Raw genomic sequence first — 23,537 nt, forward strand, 5'->3', positions numbered from 1 at the left:
GAAGCGTAATCAATTACGCTTCTCTGAACTTTTTTAATTTTATGTTTCTATGCCCCAGAAATATTTAATTATTTTTCATACTCTGAAGGATCAATTGTGTATTCTTTGAATAAAATTGAACGCACAGAGTCTTTTATACGTTCATCATGTTTAATAATTAAATAAATATCTTTTTTAGTCAGAGGAATTTCTTTTAGTAAATCAGGCAAGTCCTTCGACCTTATACCACTGACTTCACTAGGTTGTTTTAAGATATCTGGGTCTTGTTCTTCGAATTTAAAATCTACACCTTGTAAATTGAAATAAACCATAACCCTTCTGTTCAAAGAGTCACTATCATCATATAAAACAGTACCTTCTGGTAAAATATAATATTCTGGCAAAGTGCTATTTTTCGAATATTTACCTTCAAACGAATATATCTTTAAAGGTTTTTCTAAAACATGAATTTCGGGTGTTTTTGTGCGGTTCCAGAAGTAATAATTTAATAAGGACTGTATGATGAAAATTGAAATTAGTACGGTAATTAATAAATTCTTTTTCATATCCTCTTCTTATTAAAAAGATCTTTTATTATTTAACTACAAATTCATAGGTTTTAGTTAGCTTATCATCGCCTCGCCCATAAAAATATGTATTAATTACAATTTTGTATTTTCCTTTATATTTAGGAATACCTTCTATTTTTATGTGATTGTATCCATCTATATCATCTACTGGAGTAATTTGGAAACCCTGATTTTCTGGAATATTAGAAGTTAATTCAAAATGTTGTTCTGAGAGTTTACCACCTGTAATTTTAATAAATTGACTATATGACTTTCCTACATAAGCTACTGGGAGCTCATGTGGTTCAATCTTGTAATCGCTACTACACCCTAAAAAACTTGTCATTAAAAACAATATTATTAAGTTTTTAAAGTTCATCTTTATTTCTCTAGATTTCGGGCATAATTATAGCCAACCCATCCTAAATCTTTTAAAAAATTTTCCACCATTGCTTGTTTTTTCTCTGCTCTTCCGCATCTTTGATAGCTTTATTAATATTAGCTTCTATTTTATCTTTATTATTATCCCATATCTTATTTAATACCTGCTCAAGATCTTCTCTGCTCCATAAATGAAATAAGCCACTGCTTTCACCCATTGCTTCTATAATTTTTTCATGAACTTTCTGGTTATCATAATTTTTTATTTTTTTATTAAACATATCAACAACCAAATCATTGATATTTGGCTTTATGTCATTATAAAAATCTATTGTCGTATGATCTTCTAAATTATCATCTTGTATAACCCATTTAGGTACAGGTAAATACAGATTAGTAACAATGATTTCTATCCGTATAATATTTTTATAATACATAGTCCGCTGCGTACCATTAAATCGAATTGCTATTATTTTTTCTTCATCCCAAGATAATTCTTTCGTTAAATATGGAGAAGATTTTTCCTCTTTATGATTACTTTCTTGTTTAAAAAAATTAAATAGCATTGTTTTACCTCTTTTTAAAATACAGTCCAAGCAGTAAATGCTTCTAATTCTTTATCAAATGCATCTACCAGTTGATATGCAGCAATCCCCCCAATTGCACCACCAATGAGGATACCAATACCAGAACATATAGGTGATCCTGGACCACAAATTCCTCCTGCTATTGCTCCACCTGCCGCACCTCCTGCAATACCAGCACCAATAGAGGCGCCTTGTCTGTAAATTTCTTTTTCTTTATTTTCTGCGTTATAGATTTCATAACCTGCATAAGCAGCAGAAAAAACTACAATTGCTCTTCCCCCCCATTTCATAAATGAGATTTTAGAATTAAACCCAGCATTCGTTTTCCCTGAACCTTTTAATATGCTGTAAAACACTCTGTTCTTTTGTGAATCATTAAGCGATTTAAAAATAGGGTTTCCTTGTTTTGCAGAGGCCTTAACATAACTATCTATCGCACTACGCCCCTTACTCTTAAGCTCATCAAACAATTTGGGGTTTTTCTCTTGTAATGCATAGTACTCCATGAATTCATCCATTGTTTTTGTGAGCAGTTTTTCTTTTTCTGCTATAGCACGCCCCACTGGTGAATTACGTTTTCGAATACCTTCTAATATTTCATTTCTTAAACTCGTTGCCTCTGAGGTCGCCTCTTTTACTGTCATCTTTCCTTCTTTGACTAACTGAAGGTAGCGGTCACTCATCTTTTTCACTTCACGGATATAAATTTCACGTAGATGAGAATCATGAGCTAGGAAATTATTTCCAAAATAAACAGCAGTACCATTTAAACTATCTAATGCTATTTCCAGTTCATTTTTTACTTTAACAGGTACTTTATTAGTATCAGCCTGTTTTGTTGAGCCACTCGTTGTTTTTAATTGAAAAGTGGATTTATTAAACTCTCCATTTTCCAATGCAGGAACACGAATTCTCGCGAGCTTAGAATTATTTAAAATGAGTTCAACAAAAATTAGATCCAACTTGTTGCATGGATAAACTCTCGTACATCCATTCGCATCAAGCTTGCCTCCATAGTTCTGTTTTGTTGTTGTATTTGTAAAAGTATAATTTAGCTCAGTCAGAATTTCTCTATTGTCGCAAAATACCTTTAAACGAGCAGTATAAGTCACTCCTTTTCCTCCATAGCTTCTACATCATACTTATGAACCATGAGGGTATATTTTTCTTCTTTATCCGACGAAGCGACACGCACAATTCCGTCTTTTGGAACACTACCAGTTCTAATATTACCTTGAGAGTCTATAAGGCTATATGTTGGTAAGCTTTCTAATGCCACATTATCAAGTTTATGACGAACATCGAATTCTAATATGTACTTACCATTAGGTGATGAGGGAAGATTAGGTAGATCGGTTGTTACTTTTTGACCACCGCTAAACAAATGCTGCCCAGCCTTCACCTCAAACTTACCGCCTGTCGTCATAAAAATGCCTGACCCAGTAATTTTGACTTGAGAGCCGCCTGCGGTGAGTACAATTTCTTTGGCTGCTGTCGCCTCAATTTTGTCTTCTGCTGAAATAATCTGAACAGCTTTACGGGCAATTAAATCTGCACCATCGCCTTGTGCTTGTATCTCAACTTTGCCTTTGCCTGCATAGAGTCTTGCGCCTTCTTGCGCTGCAAAAAGGCTAATCTTGTTTTGGGCATGTGCGATTAAATTCTTTTGGGTAGACAGGTTAATACTGTCTCCAGCAGTTTGGTTTATCTGGCCATCTGCACTTAAGTGAATGTCTTCGTTACTGCTCAGCGCGATGCTATTTGGGCTCGCCAACAACATAATCGCCTCTTTAAACGTTTTGGCTTTTGCGTTGTCTTGCTGCTCAAGTTTTTCAATAAACGACTTTAGGTTTTCTAAATTTTCTAACGGGTCAGTTTGCTGATTTTTAGCAACTTCACTGAGTGCCTTGGCATTGTTGAGGCCGCCTTCTATTTGTTGTTTGGCCTCATTTGCGTCGAGGTGTACGCCTTGAGCTTGGTCCTGCTTGTGGGTACTAACGAGTAAACCACTGCCTGCTCTTACCGCTCCCCACTGGTCTGTTCTAAGTTCAAAACCTTCACCTCGGCCATCACTTTCGGCTTTGTCTTTTGGATGGCTTAAGTTACCCAAGTTGAGCTGGCTGGCCGCATGGCTACTTTGGAGCTGGGCACTGATTTGACCTGTGGTGTCATCAAACCGCAGTTGGTTAAAGCCTTTACCGTCGACTTCCTCAGAGCGGATGCCACTGAGTTTTTTGGTGTCGGGTAACTGGCCTTTCTGGTCGAACTGCGTTGGGTAGCGTTCAGCTTCATGAATACGTCCCACCACAAATGGACGGTCAATATTGCCGTCAAAGAAATCGATGACCACGATTTCGCCCACGCGAGGCAAGAAGCGTGCGCCATAACCGGCGCCCGCCCACGGGGTCAGCACATCTACCCAAGCCGAGTCAGTGTCATTGTCGTTACTTCCTGCCCCACCGTCATGACTATGATCGTCAGCTCGGGTAAACAAGAAACGGACTTTAATGCGTCCCCACTGGTCAACATGAATACTTTCGCCTTCTAGCCCCACCACTTTAGCACGCTGCGGGTAAGCTGCTGGTCGGTGTTCTAGCGGGTTATATTCAGGCACAGCTTTAATATTGCGTCGAACGACATTCAGCTCAGCATAGTGGCGCTGCTCAGGATTTTGGCTGTCGAGTTCGGCTGCCTTGAGCTTGTCTTTTGGTAATAGTCGCTCAAGTTGCTGTTGTAATTCTTTCGGTAAATTATTCTGGTTATAGTAATGCTTGCTTAAGATTAAGAATTCTTTATCGGCACTGTCATGCTGGTCGAGTTCAGGATGGTCATTCAGCTCAAACCAGTAACCGACCTGTGCATCACGGACGTTACCCGAAACGGTAAACTGTTTCGAACTTAGGTGATGATAAGCATTGATGTGCTGGTTAAGCTGTTCAATCTGGCTATTACCAGAAGCAGTAGCTTGGTCTTCACCTTTTAGGTCCTGCATCCACGCTGGGCTAACATGCCATGCATCTTCAAGGTTTAAGCTGGCATTGTCATAGTGTTCGCTGTGCTTTTGCGTGCCTTGTACGCTACCACTGCCTTCTTCTTGTTGTAGGGCATCAGCTTGCCAGCGTTGCACATGAACCGAGGTTGGTTGTAAGCGACGCTCAGCTTTAACTTGGGTAATGGTATCGAACTGTTCTGTCGCACTGCTGCGTTGGTAGCGGAGACTACGGCGTTCAAGCGCCTGATAATTTTGGTTATCGTCAATTAAACGTAAGACTTGTGGCTGAATGGAAGCATTCGGGTCAGCGACAAAAAGTTGCGATTCATCGACCAACCAGTTAATGCCTTCGCTACGCCATAAACGGGTTAAAAAGTCATAATCGCTTTCGTTTGACTGCATCACAAATGGACGCACATCGTAGTCTTTAGTTAAGCCTGCTGTGTCGAGTGTTAAGCTTGAAGCAAACAGCGGGCTTTTGCCTTGCCATTCTTTAAACAGAATTTCGCTAATATCACGCACGCTTTTATTCATAAACACGCGGCTATTGCGGCGTTTATGCCAGAGTGCAGTTGGGTCTTTTAAGGTTAAGTTATAAATGGTGAGTGAGCCGTCGCTTTGACCTTGGCTCGCTTGGGTAATAATGCCCGTAGTTCTAAAAAATTGGCCTGTGTCTGTCACCTGATCTACGGCCACCTGACAGCCAATAAATTGTTTTAATGCAATATGTGCGTTGGTCGATAGACACAGTAACTCAGCAACGCTACCTTGATTGAGGGTATGCTCGCCCTCAATGCGTTGCAAGAAGACTTGCTGATTTAAAGACTGATTTGAGAATTGGATATGAACAGCGCGATTTTGTGAAACAAGGCCTAAACGCTCCAATATACTCGACACACTCATCTGCATTTTTATTATCAATCAAACTTATATTTAGGCCGCATTTTAATTAAAAAAAGACTAATCTGTCTATCTATACTCATTTTCAAAATGTAACTAGTCTAAATATGCAGTTTTACGTTAATTTCTTATTAAATAGGTATTTAAACCGTAAAATCAGATCATTTTAAAGCACTCTAAATCAGCCAAACATATTTAATATTTTTGTTTTATATTCAAATGGATATTGAAGAAAGCAACTACTCAAATTAATAAAATTCAGGATGAGATATGAAAATAAAAAAGTCTGCTTTTTATATATTTACGGTGATTTTCTCACTTCATTCTTCAGCATTTGCTGAACCGAGTGTGGCTGATATTCAATATCGTGCAGAACAAGGGCAAGCTGTTGCTCAATATCATCTGGGGATGATGCTTTTAAGTGGCGAACAAGGCGTTGTTAAAAACTATGAGCAAGCGTTTAAATGGCTAACTGTAGCTGATCAAAATGGAAGTATGGGGGCAAAATATAGTTTAGGGATGATGTATTACACAGGCACGGGTGTTGAAAAAGATGCCAAGCGTGCTTTTGATTATTTTACTAAGGCTGCGGCCAAGGGTCATGCTAAAGCGCAATATAACTTAGGGGTGTTATACGACAGAGGTGAAGGAACTGCGCAAAATTATGTGCAGGCGTTTGAGTGGTTTAGTCGTGCTGCCAAGCAAGGCTACCCACCCGCAGAATATAATTTAGCTCATCTATATAAAAAAGGTCACGGCGTTTCACAAAGTGATGAGCAAGCCCTTAAGTGGTACACCAAAGCGGCTGAGCATAATGAAAGCGATGCCCAGTACAACTTGGCCCAGATGTATTTAAATGGTGAAGGCACGCCGAAAAACCTACAACTGGCAAAGAAATGGTTTCAGCAAGCTGCCGATGCAGGTGATTCGGATGCGAAAGAAATGCTTAAAAGTTTAGAATAAGGTATTAAAACTTAATGTTTATCTAGCTCTAATAACTCACTAATTTCTTCACCATATAGCCATTTATTTAAAATACCTTCCGAACTTTCTAGGCCTACAATATCTAGAAAGCTTTCAAATGTAGTTGCCACTTGTTCTCGATCTTCTGTATCAAGCTTGTCAGGATCGATTTGGCTAATTCCATGAGCAAGAACATGTAAAAGTTCTGCCTTAGTTGGTTCATTCTTTTGTTGATAGAGTCCAATAAAAGCTTGTGCAGCATCAGCCACTTTTTGGTTCAAGCTCATACGTAATGCAGGATTTTGAACCCCTGTATATAGTTGTCCATCTCCAGCAAAATGATCTTGAGCTTTAAACTTTTCTAATTGTTGAATAACAATAGAGTTTGAATTTTGAATACTCATTTCTGTTTTATTGTCAGTTTTTTGGGCACAACCAACTTGTGAACTTAAGATGGCCATAACTAAAACTAAAAGCTTTTTCATAATTTTATTACTTTTATATTTGTCTGCATCAAATATAAACTAAATTAATTATAATTTTCCATACCCATGAAAACTTATTTTATTATTTATTTTTTCTAATTAAATATAAATATTAATCCTATTATTTTAAAAATACATTTAGTTTTATTATTAAATCAAAAATATTTTAAATATTAAATTGACGTAATTAAAATCACCGATTATTATCTCGTTGCTGGCCTACATTGCCAGTCGGTTATGACAGACCGCGAATAACAAAGACGATATGCAAAATTCTTATTTTGCGTGTCGGGAACTCGTTCGCCCCCTTTTTCTCTATGGTAGGGCGGAAGGGGGACACCTTTGTGTGTGCTGGTTCCTTTGTTTCCAGTCTGTCAACCCTCTTTCGTTCTACCACCATAAATTAATTCGCGGTAATCTGGTGGTAGGACTCCATAATTTTAAGGAGTTGACCATGACATTTTTCAAACTTATTCCCTCTCCTGCTTAATCATTTTATTTATTTAAAATTTAGGTTTTCTATTGTCTATTTTTTAAATTTATAAATTATTTTTATTTTAAAAATTTAATTATTTTATTTTCCTATATACACGGGAGGATTAATTATTATCTAAAAATTATTTTAATCCTTAAAACTAATTATATTTTTACACTACTCATAGATATAAATCATTATGAGAATAATATGACAATTTATAAATCTATTTTGGCTTTAAATTTGGTTCTAAGCAGCTACGGTTTTTCAGTTTGCAAAGTCCTGTTCTCCCACGGGACTTTGCCCCTACTTTTTAGCTTCATGCAGCGGTGTGACAAAAGTAGTCTGGGCTAAGCGTTTGGCTTAGCTCCTCTATCTCTGTGTTGCAATGGTTTATTACTTTACATCAGCGCAAAAGATTAAAGTCTGTTGCAGCACAGAGGCCTAAAGAAGAATATTTTTAAGAAATTTGAACTCTTATAGTTTAGATATTTCTATACTCAGCTCGTTTTTAACGATAAAGTCATGTTTAATAAGTAGTATTTTTTAACATTAATATCATAGAGTTAATAAAAATGAGTTTTTATACAGAACTACAAGTCCGTTATACAGATTTTGACACGATTGATTTATCTACTGAAAAGCAAAAGATCCTAGAAATATTAAAGGAAGATTCAATCCACGAAGATGTTTATGGCGCTTTAGTAGATGCCTTTTCTGATGGTCAGGCAGGCCTTAATGTCGATCCCGTTTATTGCTTACAACTCATAGAAAAAATTACCGCTCTATTTCCAAATGCAAATTTTGAATGTCGAGGGTTAGGAGAAGAGTATTTCTATACGTGGATCCTCTGTGCTGAAAATGGGCAGATTATTTTTAGCAGCAAGCCTTGGGAAACTGAAAACCCTTTTATATAAGGATAACCCTACCCATTTTTGTACGCTTTAACTTACAAACTTTTAGGGATTTTGCGGATTGGCGATACTCCTCTTTTTTCCTAATATGAACTCATACAGGAACAGGATGTTCCAGAACATAAAACAACAATAATAGGTTCAAGCACCAGGAGCGTGAGATACGACAGGAGTCATATCTAGCAACCAAATACGAAAAAGCTCGACAGGATGTCGGGCTTTTTTTATTGCCATTTAAAAATAACCTAAAAGAAAATTCTTATATTGTTCTATTCACAACATACCTTTGAACTACTTGGTTGAGAGTAATTTCAGAATGAAGACGACCATTGTTTGCTTGAATAGTTTTTGCAGAAGCTAAATTAGATTTATAACAATGTATATGTAACTCCGTTAGGCCTAGCTTCCATGCCTCCTGAATTGTAAGCTCTAACAATTTCGAGCCAAAATTCTGTCCACGTTTAGAGGGACGAATACCTAAACCAATATGTCCACCACAATATTCAATCTGTTCATTGAGTTTAAGTCGCAAGTTGGACGCGCCAATAATTTCATCATCCTCTACTAACCAATATGTAATGTTGGGAACATGCCCTTCTTCTAGGGATTCCCCTTTTTCATAATCTCTCAGTTTATTCAAAAATGATTCAAAATTTGTATGGTCAAACTCCGTTGTCAAAGGGTGACGATCTTCATCTGCTAATTCATTAATATAGTTGTTATAGCTCTCTTTAAATCTTAAATGAGGTTTTACCAACATAACGGTCATTTATTTATTACTCCCGATAAAATTGTTCTTTTTACAATCAAACTTAAACATAACATATTGTTATCAATAGCAACTCTTATTCTTCTTAACATCTTAAATGATTAGATATAAAAGTAAGCCCCCTCTATTTACCTCCCGTGGTAACTACAAAATGCCCTACACCATATTTCAATGTACGTTTTATCCTACAAACTTTTAAGGATTTTGCGGATTGGCGACATCCCTCTTTTTTCCTATGATGAGTTCATACAGGAACAGGATGTTCCGGAACATAAAACAACAATAATAGGTTCAAGCACCAGGAGCGTGAGATACGACAGGAGTCATATCTAGTACCCAAATACAAGAAAGCCCAACAGGATGTTGGGCTTTTTTTATTGCTGTTTAAAAATATGTTCAGGCTAAACCTATAGAGGACTATGCGCCTGTTCTTGCTTTTTATGGCGTATCCAACGTACTGCTAAAATAACCGCAATCAGCACCACTACAGCAACAAGTGCAGGCACTAACATGGCCGAAACTGAAAGTAAGATTGCACCAATCCACTCACCTGTCGCAACAACAAAATTACCCAAACCACCCGTAGTTGCAGTTGAAACGCCACGTGCAGCAACGGTACTCATTTGCACCACACCAGCCGTGCCACCGCCCACAATAATCGCTGCCGCCCAACTGGCAAACTGAGACATTTCTCCACTACTCACCGCCATTGTCGCTAATGTACCCGCGATCATCGCCGCAGGGGTTGCGACTGTGTCTAATGCATTATCAACCCACGGAATATAGTAAGCTGCAACTTCACACACCGTTGCTACGCCCAAAGCTAAACACACCGATGGTAGAGCTAACCACTCAAAGCCCTTCGATGGCTCAAACCATCCCATCATGATGGCAATGCTCATGACCAGTAGCGGTACAAACACGCGAAAACCGCAGGCAGCGCTTAAGCCCACACCAATACATAAACCCAATATAGTTTCCATAACGGTTTCCTTTTCATGCCCATCACGGGTCTTGTTATGTAAGTCTTATTTTTAAATTAGCAAAAAGCCCCATCGGGTGACAGGGCTTTTTGTTAAATGCGAACGCAAATATTATTTCATTCTTAACGTTTAAATTGTGTGCAGTAGCATTTCGTGCAAGGTGGTAAAGGGTCAGTGTTAATTTCTAAAAACACTCGATGTCCGCACTGAGCACAGAAATAGAAGCCTGTTCCGGGTTTTTCGCCAGCTGTTACCATGATTACATTCCTATAATCGTATATATATTAAACAGGAATATAACCCACTTAAAGTGAATGTCAATTGTCCATTTCGCCCGATGATGATGGCATAAATGCAAAAAATGTTATTTGTACGATTTATCTTACACAGATTTAGGGATTTAGCGGATTGGCTGCCTTCTGCTTTTTTTCTAATATGAACTCATACAGGAACAGGATGTTCCGGAACATAAAACAACAATAATAGGTTCATGCATCAGGATCGTGAGATACGACAGGAGTCATATCTAGCAACCAAATACGAAAAAGCCCGACAGGATGTCGGGCTTTTTTATTCTAATGGTTTTCACTATATCTTATTAGATGAATTTTAGTACTAAAAATTTATTAGGAAGCTTCATCTAAATTATTGTTTGAAACTTTTGGATTAGTAATTTTCTCAACAGCATTTTCAGCAATTTTGCTAGCGCTATTTCCTAATTTAGCTAATCCTGTTGTTTCTAAAAGTTCATGGCTGGGGCTACCGTGATTACTAGCTTCAACTAAACGTAAAGGAGCTTCTTCTAAGCGTGTTAATGCTACGTTGAATAATCTTGCTTCGAACTCTGCATCAATTTTAACTGCTTCTTTTTTATATCCTTCATAGGCTTTGGCCACAGAAGCCTTAAAATCATAATCTTCAGCAAGTTTAAAACGCTGACTAATTTGTTTAGTTGCAAGCCAAGCAAACCATAAAGGAGCAACTACACTAGTCATAGATAAAACTATTTGAATTCCAATCACGCCCCAGCTCAAAGTTGGAGCACTAAGTGAAGTAGTTAAAATCTGTATACGTTCATGGCCAATCCACGCTCCTATAGCTAATGCAAATAATAAACCACCAACCCAAAATCTCATGGAATTTTTGAGGTCTTTGGCTCTTTGATCGAAAGCCGCAGCTAACCCTTTTGTTGTAGTTATACGGTAGGCTTCTTCGCATTTTTCAACTAGTTGTTGAGCTTGACCATGCAACTCATTAATAGCTTTTAATTGTGCCTCTGTTGATGTCTTATGTTCATTTACTTTTTTACGATCAAAAGAGCTTTCTTTTTCCAGTTCAGATACTTTATGCCTAGCCTCCTTTAGACTTTGCAAGTCTGTTGGTAATGACTCTGCTGCTTCAGTTGCATCATTAATAAGAGTTATCTGATCTGACAATATGTTCTTGTTCGGAATCAGGTTATCCAGCTCTGTTTGAATCCCTCTTAATCGACGTGTAAGTGAGGGTGGTAATGCTTTAGAATCTTGCAAGGTTTCCCATGAAAATAATGGCTGAGTTAGTCTTTCAACCCATTGAAGGGTAGATATATAGGCAGGTATTGCTTGGTTACCGTTCCCATTAAACATATAGGGAATAGTATTTGCATACATTATTTTTAATCGTGCAGGTATCGGTAATATTAATTCTACTAGTTCAGAGTCGATATTTTTAATATCTAATTTTCGAATATTTATTGATAAATTTTTTGGAATATTGGCTAAATCATGTCTTGTTATGGCTGGATGATGCCATCCATAAACTTCTTGTAACATTCTATCGTCATTCCATGCATTTAAAACAACTTGTGCTAGCTCATCTAAAGCATCACATAATATAACTAAATTTTTATCCATATTCCCCCCACTTAATCGTGTAAATTTCTTACATTTCTCATGATATAAGAGTTTAATCCATTACCACTCTTAGCCAATATTTTCATTTTTTCGACATGAAGTTGACCTGCTTTATAATAGCTGCACTGATAAATTTTAAAGGTTTTATCAAACTTTACCCTTATATATGTATCACTAATTTCATATGCAAAAACGCCAGAATCACCGTCTAAATCTAAATATTGTTGCATTTTATTCTCATTAAAAAACCCCATCATCAAGATAGGGCTTTTTTTGAACAATATCAATAATGTTTAACTAAACTATCAAGCCACTTGACCTTCTAAAAAGTCTTGTGCAAAACGCTGTAATACACCGCCCGCTTCATATACAGAAACTTCTTCTTCTGTATCTAAACGACAAGTCACAGGTACTTCAAGAATCTCTTCTTTACCATCCGCAGTAGCACGTTCAATCACTAAAGTTAAAGTCGAACGCGGCGCAATATTACCAATCACGCTATAAAGCTCTGTACCATCTAGTTTTAAAGTCTTGCGGTTTACACCCGGTTTAAACTCAAGCGGTAACACGCCCATACCCACCAAGTTAGTACGGTGAATACGCTCAAAACCTTCTGCCACAATCGCTTCAACACCTGCAAGGCGTACACCTTTTGCAGCCCAGTCACGGCTTGAACCCTGACCATAGTCAGCACCCGCGATAATGATTAACGGTTGCTTACGGTTCATGTAGGTTTCAATCGCTTCCCACATACGCATCACTTCGCCTTCTGGCTCTACACGCGCTTTTGAACCTTGCTTAATGGTACCGTCTGAACGAACCACCATTTCGTTATAGAGTTTCGGGTTGGCAAATGTTGCACGTTGTGCAGTCAAATGGTCACCACGATGGGTTGCGTATGAGTTGAAGTCTTCTTCTGGTACGCCCATTTTGTGAAGGTATTCACCCGCAGCCGAGTCCATCAAAATCGCATTTGAAGGCGACAAGTGGTCGGTGGTGATGTTGTCACCCAAAATCGCAAGCGGACGCATGTTCGCCAAAGTACGTGGTGCAGCCAATGCCCCTTCCCAATATGGTGGACGGCGGATGTAAGTACTTTGCGGACGCCAGTCGTAAAGTGGGCTTTTCGCTTGCTCAACTTCGCCCAAGTCAAACATTGGAATGTAGACTTTACGGAACTGTTCAGGCTTTACGGCTTGCTTAACTAACGCATCAATTTCAGCGTCAGATGGCCAAATGTCTTTGAGGTAAATCGGGTTACCGTCTTTGTCATGACCTAACGCATCTTTTTCGATGTCAAAACGAATCGTACCTGCAATTGCATACGCTACGACAAGCGGTGGAGATGCCAAGAACGCTTGTTTTGCATAAGGATGGATACGACCATCGAAGTTACGGTTACCAGAGAGTACTGCTGTTGCGTACAAGTCACGATCGATAATTTCTTGTTGAATGACTGGATCTAACGCACCCGACATACCGTTACACGTCGTACAAGCGTAAGCCACAATACCAAAACCAAGTTGTTCTAAGTCTTTTAGAACGCCTGCTTCTTCAAGGTAAAGTGCAGCCGCTTTTGAACCCGGTGCAAATGATGATTTCACCCAAGGTTTACGAACCAAACCTAGCTCATTTGCCTTACGTGCCAACAAGCCTGCCGCCACGGTGTTACGTGGGTTAGAAGTGTTGGTACATGAAGTAATTGCAGCAATAATGATTGCGCCATCTGGCATTAAGCCATCAGAACGGTTTTCAACAACACCCGCAATACCTTTTTCTTTTAGGTCGGCAGTTGATACACGTGCATGCGGGTTTGATGGACCAGCAATGTTACGTGTGACTGTCGATAGGTCAAAACGAAGTACACGTGGGTACTCTGCTTTGGTCATGTCAGACGCCCAAAGGCCGATTTCTTTTGCGTACTGTTCAACCAATGCGACTTGAGTATCTTCACGGCCTGTTAGACGTAAGTAGTCGATCGTGTTTTGGTCGATGTAGAACATCGCAGCCGTAGCGCCGTATTCTGGTGTCATGTTCGAAATGGTTGCACGGTCGCCCACAGACATGCTGTCAGCACCTTCACCAAAGAACTCAAGGTAAGCACCAACCACGCGCTCTTTACGCAAGAACTCAGTTAGAGCAAGTACGATATCTGTTGCAGTAATGCCTGCTTGACGCTGTCCTACAAACTCAACACCAATAATGTCTGGCAAACGCATCCAAGATGCACGGCCCAACATTACGTTTTCAGCTTCTAAGCCACCCACACCCACAGAAATTACACCCAAAGCGTCTGTATGTGGTGTGTGTGAGTCTGTACCTACGCAAGTGTCTGGGAATGCTACGCCATCACGCGCCTGAATGACCGGAGACATTTTCTCTAGGTTAATCTGGTGCATAATGCCGTTCCCCGCAGGGATCACATCGACATTTTTAAATGCGGTTTTGGTCCACTCAATAAAGTGGAAACGGTCTTCATTACGACGGTCTTCAACAGCACGGTTTTTTGCAAAAGCGTCTGGGTCAGCACCACCGTATTCCACTGCTAAAGAGTGGTCAACAATAAGCTGAGTCGGCACAACAGGGTTGACTTTAGATGGGTCACCACCTTTGTCAGCAATCGCATCACGTAAGCCTGCAAGGTCAACCAATGCAGTTTGACCCAAGATGTCATGACACACCACGCGAGCAGGGTACCAAGGAAAGTCTAAGTCCTGACGGCGTTCAATCAACTGCGTTAAATAAGCAGTTAAGTTCTCGGCATCGGCACGGCGTACCAATTGCTCTGCAAGTACTTTAGATGTGTAAGGCAGTTTTTCGTATGCGCCTGGCTGAATATCTTCAACGGCTTGACGCACGTCGTAATATTCAAGCTGGGTACCTGCCAGCGGTTTACGGTATTTTGTGTTCATTAACCACGCTCCGCCAATGGTTTAAATTCGAGGTTTTCAGGGCCTGTGTAGTTCGCGCTTGGACGAATGATTTTGCCGTCTTGACGTTGTTCGATCACGTGTGCTGACCAGCCTGCTGTACGTGCAATCACGAACAATGGTGTGAACATTGCAGTTGGAACACCCATTAAGTGATAGCTCACCGCACTGAACCAGTCGAGGTTCGGGAACATATTTTTCACTTCTTTCATCACTGCTTCTAAACGCTCAGCGATGAGGTACATTTTGGTGTTCTCTTGTGCTTCAGCCAAGTCGTGCGCCACTTTCTTGATGACTTCGTTACGTGGGTCAGAAACTGTATAGACAGGGTGACCAAAACCGATCACAACTTCTTTATTTTCAACACGCTTACGGATGTCAGCTTCTGCTTCGTCTGCATTGTCGTAACGTTGTTGAATCACGAATGCAACTTCGTTTGCACCACCGTGTTTAGGTCCACGAAGCGCACCAATACCACCAGTAATTGCTGAGTACATGTCAGAACCTGTACCTGCAACTACACGTGACGTAAATGTAGACGCGTTAAACTCGTGCTCAGCATACAAAATAAGCGATGTATGCATTGCTTGAATCCATTCTTCAGATGGTTTTTCGCCATGAAGTAAGTGCAAGAAATGCGCTGCAATTGAGTCGTCATCTGTTTCAACTTCAATACGACGACCGTTGTTGCTGAAGTGGTACCAATAAAGCAGCATTGAGCCTAAGCTTGCCATTAATTTGTCAGCAATGTCTTTTGCGCCAGCTTCGTTGTGGTCTTCATGTTCTGGAGTTAAACAACCTAGAACTGAAACACCTGTACGCATCACATCCATTGGGTGTGCAGACGGAGGAAGTTGTTCAAGTGCAGTTTTAAGTGCTGCTGGTAAGCCACGAAGTGCTTTTAATTTTGCTTTATACGCTTTGAGTTCAGCTTTGTTTGGTAATTTGCCGTGTACGAGCAAGTGAGCAACTTCTTCAAACTGGCTACCTGCTGCAAGGTCAAGAATGTCATAGCCACGATAGTGCAAGTCGTTACCGCTACGTCCTACGGTACACAGTGCTGTGTTGCCTGCAACTTGTCCACTAAGTGCAACTGATTTTTTTGGTTTGAAGCCTGTTGTTGTTTCATTTGAGCTCATAAGATTGTCCTTTCCTATCTATCTGAATTTATTTATTAAGCACGACGGAGTCGTACCATTTTCACTTCTTATTTCAGGATTAACCTTCGGTTCGACCTACTTTTCTTTCGGGAAAAGTAGGCAAAACCATTGTCATCTGCAAAACTCGTCCACAACCATCGAATATCTTATCTATCGCAGAACCAATTTTAAAAAATGTAGTCCTGTCTCAAACAGGTGCAGATGACGTCTCCGAGTATCAGATTCCAATTAATCAACTTTTTAATTTATTACTTCTTTTTAGCAAATGCGTTGTCTAAGTAGTCTTCAAACGCGTAGTAATTAATGCGTTCATATAACTCTTTACGCGTTTGCATAATATCAATCACGTTCTTTTGCGTACCTTCTTTACGTAAGGTTTCATACACAGTTTCGGCTGCTTTGTTCATAGCACGGAAAGCAGAAAGCGGATAAAGCGCAAGGCTTACATCGGCAGATGCTAACTCTTCAGTAGTAAACAGTGGTGTAGAACCAAACTCGGTAATGTTTGCCAAAATTGGTGCGCCAGTCTTCTGAGCAAATTGCTTGTACATATCAAGCTCGGTAATTGCTTCAGGGAACAACATGTCTGCACCCGCTTCAATGTAGGCACCCGCACGGTCAATGGCAGCTTGTAAGCCATCTACAGCCAATGCATCGGTACGCGCCATAATCACGAAGCTGTCATCACCACGCGCATCGACCGCTGCTTTAATACGGTCAACCATTTCTTCTTGAGTCACAATGGCTTTGTTCGGACGGTGACCACAACGTTTTGCGCCCACTTGGTCTTCAATATGCATTGCCGCAGCACCAAACTTGATCAGTGCTTTTGTAGTACGAGCAATGTTAAATGCAGAAGCACCAAAACCTGTGTCAGCATCGACCAATAAAGGAAGATCACATACATCGGTAATACGGCGTACGTCTGTCAACACATCATCAAGGTTACTGATTCCCAAATCAGGTAAGCCTAAAGAACCAGCGGCTACACCACCACCTGATAGGTAAATCGCTTTATAACCTGCACGTTTTGCCAAAAGTGCATGATTGGCGTTGATGGTTCCAACCACTTGTAATGGCTTTTCTTGGGCTACTGCATCGCGAAATAGCTGACCTGCGGATTGTTTAGCCATTGTTATGTTCTCCTTGTGCTTGTAGCAGTGTTTGCTCAATAATTTTGTAAGAAGCATTGATATGTCGATGCATGAGCAGCTCGGCAAGTTCACCATCGCCTTCTGCAATTGCATCTAAAATACGGATATGTTCGTCCCAAGCTTTGCTCGGTCGATCGGGTGTGTTTGAAAACTGAATTCGGTACATACGGATGAGGTGATAAAGCTCATCACATAGCATTTTTTCTAGGGTTTTATTGCCACTACTTTTGATAATGCAGTAGTGAAAATCATCCTGCCCTTCTTGCAAGTAATATCCTTTACCTGCTTTAAAGTTTTCATCTTCAGCATGCATACGTAATACATCACGCAGCGCCAAGATTTGCTTTTTATCAATATGCTGTGCGGCAAGTTTGCAAGCCAAACCTTCTAAAGAAGCACGAATCTGGTAAAGCTCTTTAAACTGTTGCAGTGAGAGCGAAACCACACGCGCGCCCACATGTGCAGTACGCTCAACCAAACGTTGTCCTTCAAGGCGATGAATCGCTTCACGCAATGGCCCACGGCTAATACCATAAGTGCGTGCCAGTTCAGGCTCGGAAATCTTGCTGCCTGCCGGAATTTGACCCAAAACAATCGCCGTCTGTATTTGTTTAAATACATTCTCGGTCAGTGTTCTTCCCTGACTTTGTAATGGCTCTGGTGCGAAGGTCAAATCTTGCATATTGTCGACAATTTTTAATCAATTATGAGTTTTATAGCGGTATGAATGAAAAAAATCAAGGTGATTGTTGACACTTTACAGAACGCATCAGGTCAATTTTTATCGTTAGGACTGACATTTCACCTTATATTTAAAGCATTACACCACCTACTATTTAATATTTATAAAACAATTATTTAGGGTTATTTTATCCATGGTTTTATGACTGTTTCTCGCTTGCTTTTCGACCGCTAATCTTTTGTTTCAAACTTTAGTCTACAACCAATGTATTACAGCAAGATTGTAGACAATCTGCTTGAATGAAAGCATGAGTTAGAAATTAGTTTCTATTTACCGTAATTTCTTTTAAATCTTTTTATCATTTTCATCCAGAAAATATCGATATTAGTGAAATTATAAGGTGCTTCACGGTAGCTTTATTGATACATTATTGAGCATCGACATAGTTGTAGCGTATTTTTCGAGACAGAAAAAACCCAGCACTATGCATATTGTTGAATGAAAGGACTTTTTTGATGTTTCAACATATCCCCCCATACGCAGGCGATCCAATTCTCTCTTTAATGGAACAGTTCAATGCTGATACTCGTTCTGAAAAAGTGAACTTGAGTATTGGTCTTTACTATAACGAAGACAGTATTGTTCCTCAATTAGAGACCATTATTGAAGCGCAAAAGCGTATCGAGCCTAAAAACGGTAAAACCAAACTTTATTTGCCAATGGAAGGCTTCAAACCTTACCGTGAAGCAATTCAAGCACTTTTATTTGGTGCAAACAGCCCAGCAGTTAAAGCTGGCCGTGCTGTAACCATCCAAACACTTGGTGGTTCAGGTGCATTGAAAGTTGGTGCGGACTTTTTAAAAACTTATTTCCCAAATTCAGACGTTTGGGTAAGCCAACCAACTTGGGATAACCACGTTGCGATTTTCAATGGCGCTGGCATCAAAACTCATTTCTACCCATATTTCGACAACGAAACACGTGGTGTAGATTTTGACGGTATGCTTTCTACACTTAAAACTTTGCCTGAGCAAAGCATTGTGTTATTGCACCCATGCTGCCACAACCCAACTGGTGCTGACTTAAACCCAGCTCAATGGGACCAAGTAATTGCAGTATTAAAAGATCGTAACCTTATTCCATTCCTAGACATCGCTTACCAAGGTTTTGGTGACGGTATGGAAGAAGATGCGTATGCAATCCGTGCTTTAGACCAAGCGGGTCTAAACTTCATTGTGAGCAACTCGTTTTCTAAAATCTTCTCTTTATATGGCGAGCGTGTTGGCGGCTTAACTTTCGTATGTGACGATGCAGAAGCTGCTCAGTGCACATTTGGTCAGTTAAAAGCGACTGTACGTCGTATTTACTCTAGCCCTCCTACAACAGGTGCTTGGTTAGTTGATGAAGTGTTAAATGACGCTGAACTTAACCAACAATGGCAAGGCGAAGTGAAAGAGATGCGTGAGCGTATTATTAAAATGCGTAGCATCTTGAAAGACGAACTTACTAAAGCATTACCAGACCGTGACTTTAGCTACCTTGTAAACCAAAAAGGTATGTTCAGCTACACAGGTTTAACTGCTGAGCAAGTTGATATCTTGCGTGAAGAATATGCAATCTACTTAGTACGTAGTGGCCGTATTTGTGTAGCAGGTTTAAACATGAACAATGTTTACACTGTTGCTAAAGCAGTTGCAGAAGTACTTGCTAAATCAGTAGAAGCAGCATAAGACATCTATTAAAAAAGGCGCTTTGGCGCCTTTTTTTATGTCTCGAATTTAAGATTTGGCTTTGCCCCAATATTTCAGTTTTGAGGTATGCCCAATCCCCACATTAAAACTGTTTGTTGGGTCAAGTTTTTGATAGAAATTTGCTAAGGCAGGCTTGGCAATGTAAAGATGCCCAACATTATGCTCTGCCGGATATTCAGCACGGCGTGCATCGAGTAATTTCCACATTTGGTGTTCCATTTCTAAAGGGTCATGGCCCTTTTTAAGAATATAGTCCTGATGGAAAACATGACAAAAGAAATGCCCATAATAGAGTTTATGGAGGATGTTCTTTTCCATCTCGGCTGGCAATTGCTCTACCCACTCGCGGTCATTACGACGTAACGCAATATCAAGCGCCACAATATCTTCAACTTCACTACGGTGCGTATCACGATAACGAATTGCCGCCCCCGCAATCGCAAAGCGGTGTAAGAACGCCTTTCGGCCTTCCTCTTCGCTACATACGAAATAGTGACCTGACTGATGCACTGCAAAATATTCTTTTAAAAACTGCTCGGTCTGTGCTTTTGAATTATTTTCGACGCGTAAAACTAAATGATGCTCATAACGATCTCGATATTCGGTCATACGCTTCGGCAAATGACTCGGTAAAAAGAAGGTGATCGCTTGTAAAATATGGTCTGTTAAACCTTTAATTTTAAATCTTTCCAAAAAGCCATCGACTTTATCTTTCATCGCAAAAGCTTTTGGAACATTGGCTGTACCAAACTTTTCAATAAATAAGAAGGTGTCTTTTCCGTACTTTTCACCAATCAGGTAAGCACCTCGGTGAATATATTCGCCTGCAATCGGTAGACTTGGCAGTGAGGTCAGTAAATAACGGCGAATCGCTGTTAAGTCATCGGCATCATTAGTACCAATATAAAAGACATTACTTTCTACTTTTTCATAGGTATCAAGACGTACCGCAAACACACAGACTTTACCAGCCGAACCAGAAGCCTCAAACAAACGTGACGGATCTGCATTAAAACGAGCAGGCGTATCTTCATCAACTTGGGTTACATCATGCGCATAGCGATGATCCGATGCCTGTTTTTCACTGTCATCTAAAATATCTAAGGCTTGGTATTGCTGTTTCTCTAAACGAGTCAAAATTTCTTCAGGAGTCGAACCTAAATTCACCCCTAAGTGGTTCACCAGTTCTAACTGACCAGCAGCATTGACCTGAGCATATAACGCCAGTTCAGTATACGCCGGGCCACGGCGTACCAATGCACCGCCCGAGTTATTACAGACACCGCCAAGTACTGATGCCCCAATACAAGATGAACCAATCACCGAATGAGGTTCACGGTCATAGCCTTTTAAAATTTGCTCTAAATTATCTAAGGTCGCACCCGGCAAACAAATCACTTGCTTACCGTCATGAATGACCTGAATGCCCTTTAAGCGGCGCGTACTCATCACCAACACAGGACGGTCATAATCATCGCCATATGGGGTTGAACCGCCTGTTAGGCCCGTATTTGCCGCCTGCATAATCACAATACAGTCTGCCTCAATGGCAGCTTGTAGCACCTGCCATTGCTCTAGCAAGGTCCCTGGTACCACCACTGCAAGTACTTTCCCCTCACCAAAACGACGACCTTGACGGTACTGACGCGTGCTTTGGTCATCGGTCAAAACATAAGAACGCCCTACAATATTTTGTAAGCGTTCGATCACTGCTTGAGGAGAAAATGTTTGCATGATGGTTTCCTTTTGGTCATCCATACCACATAGTTTTTTTAAATTTAGAGAAACACAATGGGGTCTTACAGAGAAAAGTTCGATGTAAGCAGCTCATTGACGCTTAGCACCAGCAGCTAATCTCTAGGTATTAGATTTAATGCAAATTGGCTACGCGTTGGCGGCATGGATGCCGCCTGTTGAGCAACCGTACAAGGAAGTACTGTTTGCTCAACAAAAGGTTTTTGGTTACTTTTGACCTTTCAAAAGTGACAAATGCCTATACGTAAAACATCAGCAAATCACCAAATTTTGAGGCTGTGCTTATTGCTTTACTTACTATGTCTTAAAGTCCTTGTTTAATCGCCTGTACTAAACAATCCGCATTAATATCTGAAATCGACTTAGCACCCGTGAGCGTCATCGCAACACGCATTTCCTTATCAATTAAATCAAGTAAGTTCGACACACCTTGTCCACCTGCTGCTGCCAAGGCATAAACAAACGCACGGCCAAGTAAAACCGTATCCGCACCAAGCGCCAACATGCGCACCACGTCTAAACCATTACGAATGCCTGAGTCAGCCAAAATTGCTAAGTCACCTTTTACTGCATCAGCAATTGCAGGCAATGCACGAGCAGAAGACATCACGCCATCTAACTGACGACCACCATGATTTGATACCACAATGCCATCTGCACCAAAACGCACAGCATCTTTGGCATCTTCAGGATCTAAAATACCTTTAATCACCATTGGGCCATCCCAAAACTCACGAATCCACTCAAGGTCTTTCCATGAAATGGATGGGTCAAAGTTCGAGCCTAACCAACCAATATAATCTTCAAGCCCAGTCGGCTTACCTAAATATTTAGAGATATTTCCCAAGTCGTGCGGACGTCCCATTAAGCCCACATTCCATGACCAGTGCGGATGAAACACTGACTGCATATAACGGCGCATCGCAGCATTTGGCCCACTCATACCCGAATGGGCATCACGATAACGTGCACCCGGCACAGGCATATCTACGGTAAACACCAGTGTTGAACAACCTGCCGCTTTTGCACGTTCCAAAGCATTACGCATAAAACCGCGGTCACGTAACACATAAAGCTGGAACCACATCGGACGGTTAATTGCAGGTGCAACTTCCTCAATCGGGCAAACAGAAACCGTTGAAAGCGTAAATGGAATACCTTTTTTATCGGCTGCCATTGCGGCTTGTACTTCACCACGGCGTGCATACATACCTGTTAAACCCACAGGCGCCAAGGCAACTGGCATCGACAGCGTTTCATTAAACAGTTTTGTCTCTAAACTCAACGCGGACATGTCATTCAGCACACGCTGACGCAATGCAATTTCTGACAAATCTTGTACGTTACGCTTTAAGGTATATTCCGCATACGCTCCACCATCAATATAGTGAAATAAAAATGGGGGTAAGCGACGTTGTGCCGCAGCACGATAATCATTGCCAGAAGAAATAATCATTTTGAATCAACTCTATTTAAACGGTTTGCACGTTTCTGGCGAGCTTCATCTTCATCCAGAGAACGCACATGATTAATCACAAATTCAATATGACCGCAGACAGCTTGGCGTGCGGCCTCGGGGTCTTTACGATCAATAGCATCCATCACCTGAAAATGCTGCTCGCTGAGCAAGTCACCATTTACGGGGTCGTTATAAACTTTTTTACGCCCTAACAAGACGTTGTATTGCAGCAAATCAAATAGACTTCGCATCATTTGAATCAGCACCACATTGTGAGATGCTTCAGCAATCGCTAAGTGGAATTCAGCATCGGCCACCGCCGCCTGTGCTGAGTCACCTGCATTTTGGTGGCGGCTAATTTCATTAAAATAATGATGAATTTTGGCGCGATCTTCTGGGGTCGAACGTAACGCGGCATACCATGCAGTCCCCCCTTCAAGTACCAAACGCGCCTCTTGCACATCAAAACGGTATAAAGGATCTTCTTCAATCAGGTTGCTGATTGGGTTCACAATCAGTTGCTGTGGCCATTGTTCAGGTAATTGCTGAATATAAGTTCCATCGCCACGGCGACTAATCAGTACACCTTGACTATTGAGCTGTTGAATTGCTTCACGTAAGGATGGACGAGAAACTCCTAAGCTAGTTGCAAGCTGGCGCTCGGCAGGCAAACGATCACCTTTTTTCATGTGACGCTCTTCAATTAATGCCTGCAATTTCATGACCACTTGATCGGAGATTCTCATCGCGTTTCCTT

Annotated in this window: 22 protein-coding genes; 4 read left to right on the forward strand and 18 right to left on the reverse strand. The window is 40.5% G+C overall.

Translation table 11 applies throughout. The annotated features are described in order from the left end of the window. Nucleotides 1–68: 68 nt before the first annotated feature. Genes RFW85_RS08035 through RFW85_RS08060 form a run of 5 tightly spaced genes read right to left on the reverse strand, consistent with a single transcriptional unit; the run spans nucleotide 69 to nucleotide 5,417 of the window. Entirely contained in the window at nucleotides 69–545 is a 477-nt protein-coding gene (locus RFW85_RS08035) for a hypothetical protein (RefSeq protein WP_032064043.1), read from the reverse strand. Nucleotides 546–573: 28 nt separating this feature from the next. Then, on the reverse strand, nucleotides 574–927 hold the full coding sequence (locus tag RFW85_RS08040) for a hypothetical protein (protein ID WP_309171383.1): 354 nt from the start codon (nucleotides 925–927) through the stop codon (nucleotides 574–576). Between the two features lie 52 nt (nucleotides 928–979). Beyond that, nucleotides 980–1,495: a hypothetical protein gene (locus tag RFW85_RS08045; protein WP_309171384.1), complete on the reverse strand. Its 516-nt coding sequence runs from the start codon at nucleotides 1,493–1,495 to the stop codon at nucleotides 980–982. A gap of 14 nt (nucleotides 1,496–1,509) precedes the next feature. Beyond that, complete coding sequence (locus RFW85_RS08055; protein ID WP_347757674.1) at nucleotides 1,510–2,628, reverse strand: hypothetical protein; 1,119 nt, start codon at nucleotides 2,626–2,628, stop codon at nucleotides 1,510–1,512. Beyond that, the gene (locus tag RFW85_RS08060) at nucleotides 2,625–5,417 is read right to left on the reverse strand and encodes a type VI secretion system Vgr family protein (protein WP_309171385.1); all 2,793 of its coding nucleotides are present in this window, start codon (nucleotides 5,415–5,417) and stop codon (nucleotides 2,625–2,627) included. The genes RFW85_RS08055 and RFW85_RS08060 overlap by 4 nt, the downstream gene beginning before the upstream one ends. 261 nt (nucleotides 5,418–5,678) lie before the next feature. On the opposite strand from RFW85_RS08060, the gene RFW85_RS08065 reads away from it, so the two are divergent. Beyond that, nucleotides 5,679–6,371 carry a tetratricopeptide repeat protein gene (locus RFW85_RS08065; RefSeq protein ID WP_309171386.1) on the forward strand — a complete coding sequence of 231 codons (693 nt, stop codon included), beginning with the start codon at nucleotides 5,679–5,681 and terminating at the stop codon, nucleotides 6,369–6,371. A gap of 11 nt (nucleotides 6,372–6,382) precedes the next feature. On the opposite strand, the gene RFW85_RS08070 is transcribed toward RFW85_RS08065, so the two are convergent. Further along, complete coding sequence (locus tag RFW85_RS08070; protein ID WP_017387431.1) at nucleotides 6,383–6,856, reverse strand: DUF4844 domain-containing protein; 474 nt, start codon at nucleotides 6,854–6,856, stop codon at nucleotides 6,383–6,385. A gap of 1,050 nt (nucleotides 6,857–7,906) precedes the next feature. Here RFW85_RS08070 and RFW85_RS08075 point away from each other — a divergent pair. Beyond that, nucleotides 7,907–8,248 carry a hypothetical protein gene (locus RFW85_RS08075; protein WP_032053509.1) on the forward strand — a complete coding sequence of 114 codons (342 nt, stop codon included), beginning with the start codon at nucleotides 7,907–7,909 and terminating at the stop codon, nucleotides 8,246–8,248. Nucleotides 8,249–8,504: 256 nt separating this feature from the next. Here RFW85_RS08075 and RFW85_RS08080 read toward each other — a convergent pair whose 3' ends face one another. From RFW85_RS08080 to RFW85_RS08120, 9 genes are all read right to left on the reverse strand, one after another. After that, a complete protein-coding gene (locus tag RFW85_RS08080) occupies nucleotides 8,505–9,014 on the reverse strand; it encodes a GNAT family N-acetyltransferase (RefSeq protein WP_069141633.1) in 510 nt (169 codons plus the stop codon). Between the two features lie 407 nt (nucleotides 9,015–9,421). Beyond that, complete coding sequence (locus tag RFW85_RS08085; protein ID WP_309171387.1) at nucleotides 9,422–9,997, reverse strand: DUF4126 domain-containing protein; 576 nt, start codon at nucleotides 9,995–9,997, stop codon at nucleotides 9,422–9,424. A gap of 122 nt (nucleotides 9,998–10,119) precedes the next feature. Beyond that, nucleotides 10,120–10,254 carry a zinc ribbon-containing protein gene (locus tag RFW85_RS08090; protein WP_001983336.1) on the reverse strand — a complete coding sequence of 45 codons (135 nt, stop codon included), beginning with the start codon at nucleotides 10,252–10,254 and terminating at the stop codon, nucleotides 10,120–10,122. Between the two features lie 369 nt (nucleotides 10,255–10,623). Further along, entirely contained in the window at nucleotides 10,624–11,889 is a 1,266-nt protein-coding gene (locus tag RFW85_RS08095; RefSeq protein WP_064785667.1) for a hypothetical protein, read from the reverse strand. 11 nt (nucleotides 11,890–11,900) lie between these two features. Further along, complete coding sequence (locus tag RFW85_RS08100; RefSeq protein WP_309171388.1) at nucleotides 11,901–12,119, reverse strand: hypothetical protein; 219 nt, start codon at nucleotides 12,117–12,119, stop codon at nucleotides 11,901–11,903. Between the two features lie 75 nt (nucleotides 12,120–12,194). Continuing rightward, the gene (gene acnD / locus RFW85_RS08105) at nucleotides 12,195–14,801 is read right to left on the reverse strand and encodes a Fe/S-dependent 2-methylisocitrate dehydratase AcnD (protein WP_309171389.1); all 2,607 of its coding nucleotides are present in this window, start codon (nucleotides 14,799–14,801) and stop codon (nucleotides 12,195–12,197) included. Next, on the reverse strand, nucleotides 14,801–15,958 hold the full coding sequence (gene prpC / locus RFW85_RS08110; RefSeq protein WP_004795430.1) for a 2-methylcitrate synthase: 1,158 nt from the start codon (nucleotides 15,956–15,958) through the stop codon (nucleotides 14,801–14,803). Before prpC ends, acnD begins: the two co-directional genes overlap by 1 nt. Nucleotides 15,959–16,227: 269 nt before the next feature. Then, nucleotides 16,228–17,112 (reverse strand): methylisocitrate lyase, encoded by an 885-nt coding sequence (gene prpB / locus RFW85_RS08115; protein WP_005071840.1) that lies wholly within the window; start codon nucleotides 17,110–17,112, stop codon nucleotides 16,228–16,230. Next, a complete protein-coding gene (locus RFW85_RS08120) occupies nucleotides 17,105–17,815 on the reverse strand; it encodes a GntR family transcriptional regulator (RefSeq protein ID WP_001153627.1) in 711 nt (236 codons plus the stop codon). The genes prpB and RFW85_RS08120 overlap by 8 nt, the downstream gene beginning before the upstream one ends. Before the next feature lie 45 nt (nucleotides 17,816–17,860). Between RFW85_RS08120 and RFW85_RS08125 the strand changes: the two genes are divergently transcribed. Together RFW85_RS08125 and RFW85_RS08130 are read left to right on the forward strand one after the other, a co-directional pair. After that, on the forward strand, nucleotides 17,861–17,995 hold the full coding sequence (locus RFW85_RS08125; RefSeq protein ID WP_081274222.1) for a hypothetical protein: 135 nt from the start codon (nucleotides 17,861–17,863) through the stop codon (nucleotides 17,993–17,995). Between the two features lie 335 nt (nucleotides 17,996–18,330). Beyond that, nucleotides 18,331–19,545, forward strand: a complete 1,215-nt coding sequence (locus RFW85_RS08130; protein WP_046812480.1) for an amino acid aminotransferase — start codon at nucleotides 18,331–18,333, stop codon at nucleotides 19,543–19,545. A 48-nt stretch (nucleotides 19,546–19,593) separates the two neighbouring features. On the opposite strand, the gene dld is transcribed toward RFW85_RS08130, so the two are convergent. The 3 genes from dld to lldR form a co-directional block, all read right to left on the reverse strand. After that, nucleotides 19,594–21,300: a D-lactate dehydrogenase gene (gene dld / locus RFW85_RS08135; protein WP_309171390.1), complete on the reverse strand. Its 1,707-nt coding sequence runs from the start codon at nucleotides 21,298–21,300 to the stop codon at nucleotides 19,594–19,596. Nucleotides 21,301–21,625: 325 nt separating this feature from the next. After that, complete coding sequence (gene lldD, locus RFW85_RS08140; RefSeq protein ID WP_000587282.1) at nucleotides 21,626–22,777, reverse strand: FMN-dependent L-lactate dehydrogenase LldD; 1,152 nt, start codon at nucleotides 22,775–22,777, stop codon at nucleotides 21,626–21,628. Continuing rightward, nucleotides 22,774–23,526: a transcriptional regulator LldR gene (gene lldR, locus RFW85_RS08145; protein WP_001222772.1), complete on the reverse strand. Its 753-nt coding sequence runs from the start codon at nucleotides 23,524–23,526 to the stop codon at nucleotides 22,774–22,776. Before lldR ends, lldD begins: the two co-directional genes overlap by 4 nt. Between the last annotated feature and the right edge of the window lie 11 nt (nucleotides 23,527–23,537).

This window comes from Acinetobacter sp. 12966, from assembly GCF_031196995.1.
GTDB lineage: Bacteria > Pseudomonadota > Gammaproteobacteria > Pseudomonadales > Moraxellaceae > Acinetobacter > Acinetobacter geminorum.

Bases quoted from the DNA above. Each gene is read 5' to 3' on its own strand.
- RFW85_RS08035 (WP_032064043.1), bottom strand. From the start codon at position 545: ATGAAAAAGAATTTATTAATTACCGTACTAATTTCAATTTTCATCATA.
- RFW85_RS08040 (WP_309171383.1), bottom strand. From the start codon at position 927: ATGAACTTTAAAAACTTAATAATATTGTTTTTAATGACAAGTTTTTTA.
- RFW85_RS08045 (WP_309171384.1), bottom strand. From the start codon at position 1,495: ATGCTATTTAATTTTTTTAAACAAGAAAGTAATCATAAAGAGGAAAAA.
- RFW85_RS08060 (WP_309171385.1), bottom strand. From the start codon at position 5,417: ATGCAGATGAGTGTGTCGAGTATATTGGAGCGTTTAGGCCTTGTTTCA.
- RFW85_RS08065 (WP_309171386.1), top strand. From the start codon at position 5,679: ATGAAAATAAAAAAGTCTGCTTTTTATATATTTACGGTGATTTTCTCA.
- RFW85_RS08070 (WP_017387431.1), bottom strand. From the start codon at position 6,856: ATGAAAAAGCTTTTAGTTTTAGTTATGGCCATCTTAAGTTCACAAGTT.
- RFW85_RS08075 (WP_032053509.1), top strand. From the start codon at position 7,907: ATGAGTTTTTATACAGAACTACAAGTCCGTTATACAGATTTTGACACG.
- RFW85_RS08080 (WP_069141633.1), bottom strand. From the start codon at position 9,014: ATGACCGTTATGTTGGTAAAACCTCATTTAAGATTTAAAGAGAGCTAT.
- RFW85_RS08085 (WP_309171387.1), bottom strand. From the start codon at position 9,997: ATGGAAACTATATTGGGTTTATGTATTGGTGTGGGCTTAAGCGCTGCC.
- RFW85_RS08090 (WP_001983336.1), bottom strand. From the start codon at position 10,254: ATGGTAACAGCTGGCGAAAAACCCGGAACAGGCTTCTATTTCTGTGCT.
- RFW85_RS08095 (WP_064785667.1), bottom strand. From the start codon at position 11,889: ATGGATAAAAATTTAGTTATATTATGTGATGCTTTAGATGAGCTAGCA.
- RFW85_RS08100 (WP_309171388.1), bottom strand. From the start codon at position 12,119: ATGCAACAATATTTAGATTTAGACGGTGATTCTGGCGTTTTTGCATAT.
- acnD (WP_309171389.1), bottom strand. From the start codon at position 14,801: ATGAACACAAAATACCGTAAACCGCTGGCAGGTACCCAGCTTGAATAT.
- prpC (WP_004795430.1), bottom strand. From the start codon at position 15,958: ATGAGCTCAAATGAAACAACAACAGGCTTCAAACCAAAAAAATCAGTT.
- prpB (WP_005071840.1), bottom strand. From the start codon at position 17,112: ATGGCTAAACAATCCGCAGGTCAGCTATTTCGCGATGCAGTAGCCCAA.
- RFW85_RS08120 (WP_001153627.1), bottom strand. From the start codon at position 17,815: ATGCAAGATTTGACCTTCGCACCAGAGCCATTACAAAGTCAGGGAAGA.
- RFW85_RS08125 (WP_081274222.1), top strand. From the start codon at position 17,861: ATGAAAAAAATCAAGGTGATTGTTGACACTTTACAGAACGCATCAGGT.
- RFW85_RS08130 (WP_046812480.1), top strand. From the start codon at position 18,331: ATGTTTCAACATATCCCCCCATACGCAGGCGATCCAATTCTCTCTTTA.
- dld (WP_309171390.1), bottom strand. From the start codon at position 21,300: ATGCAAACATTTTCTCCTCAAGCAGTGATCGAACGCTTACAAAATATT.
- lldD (WP_000587282.1), bottom strand. From the start codon at position 22,777: ATGATTATTTCTTCTGGCAATGATTATCGTGCTGCGGCACAACGTCGC.
- lldR (WP_001222772.1), bottom strand. From the start codon at position 23,526: ATGAGAATCTCCGATCAAGTGGTCATGAAATTGCAGGCATTAATTGAA.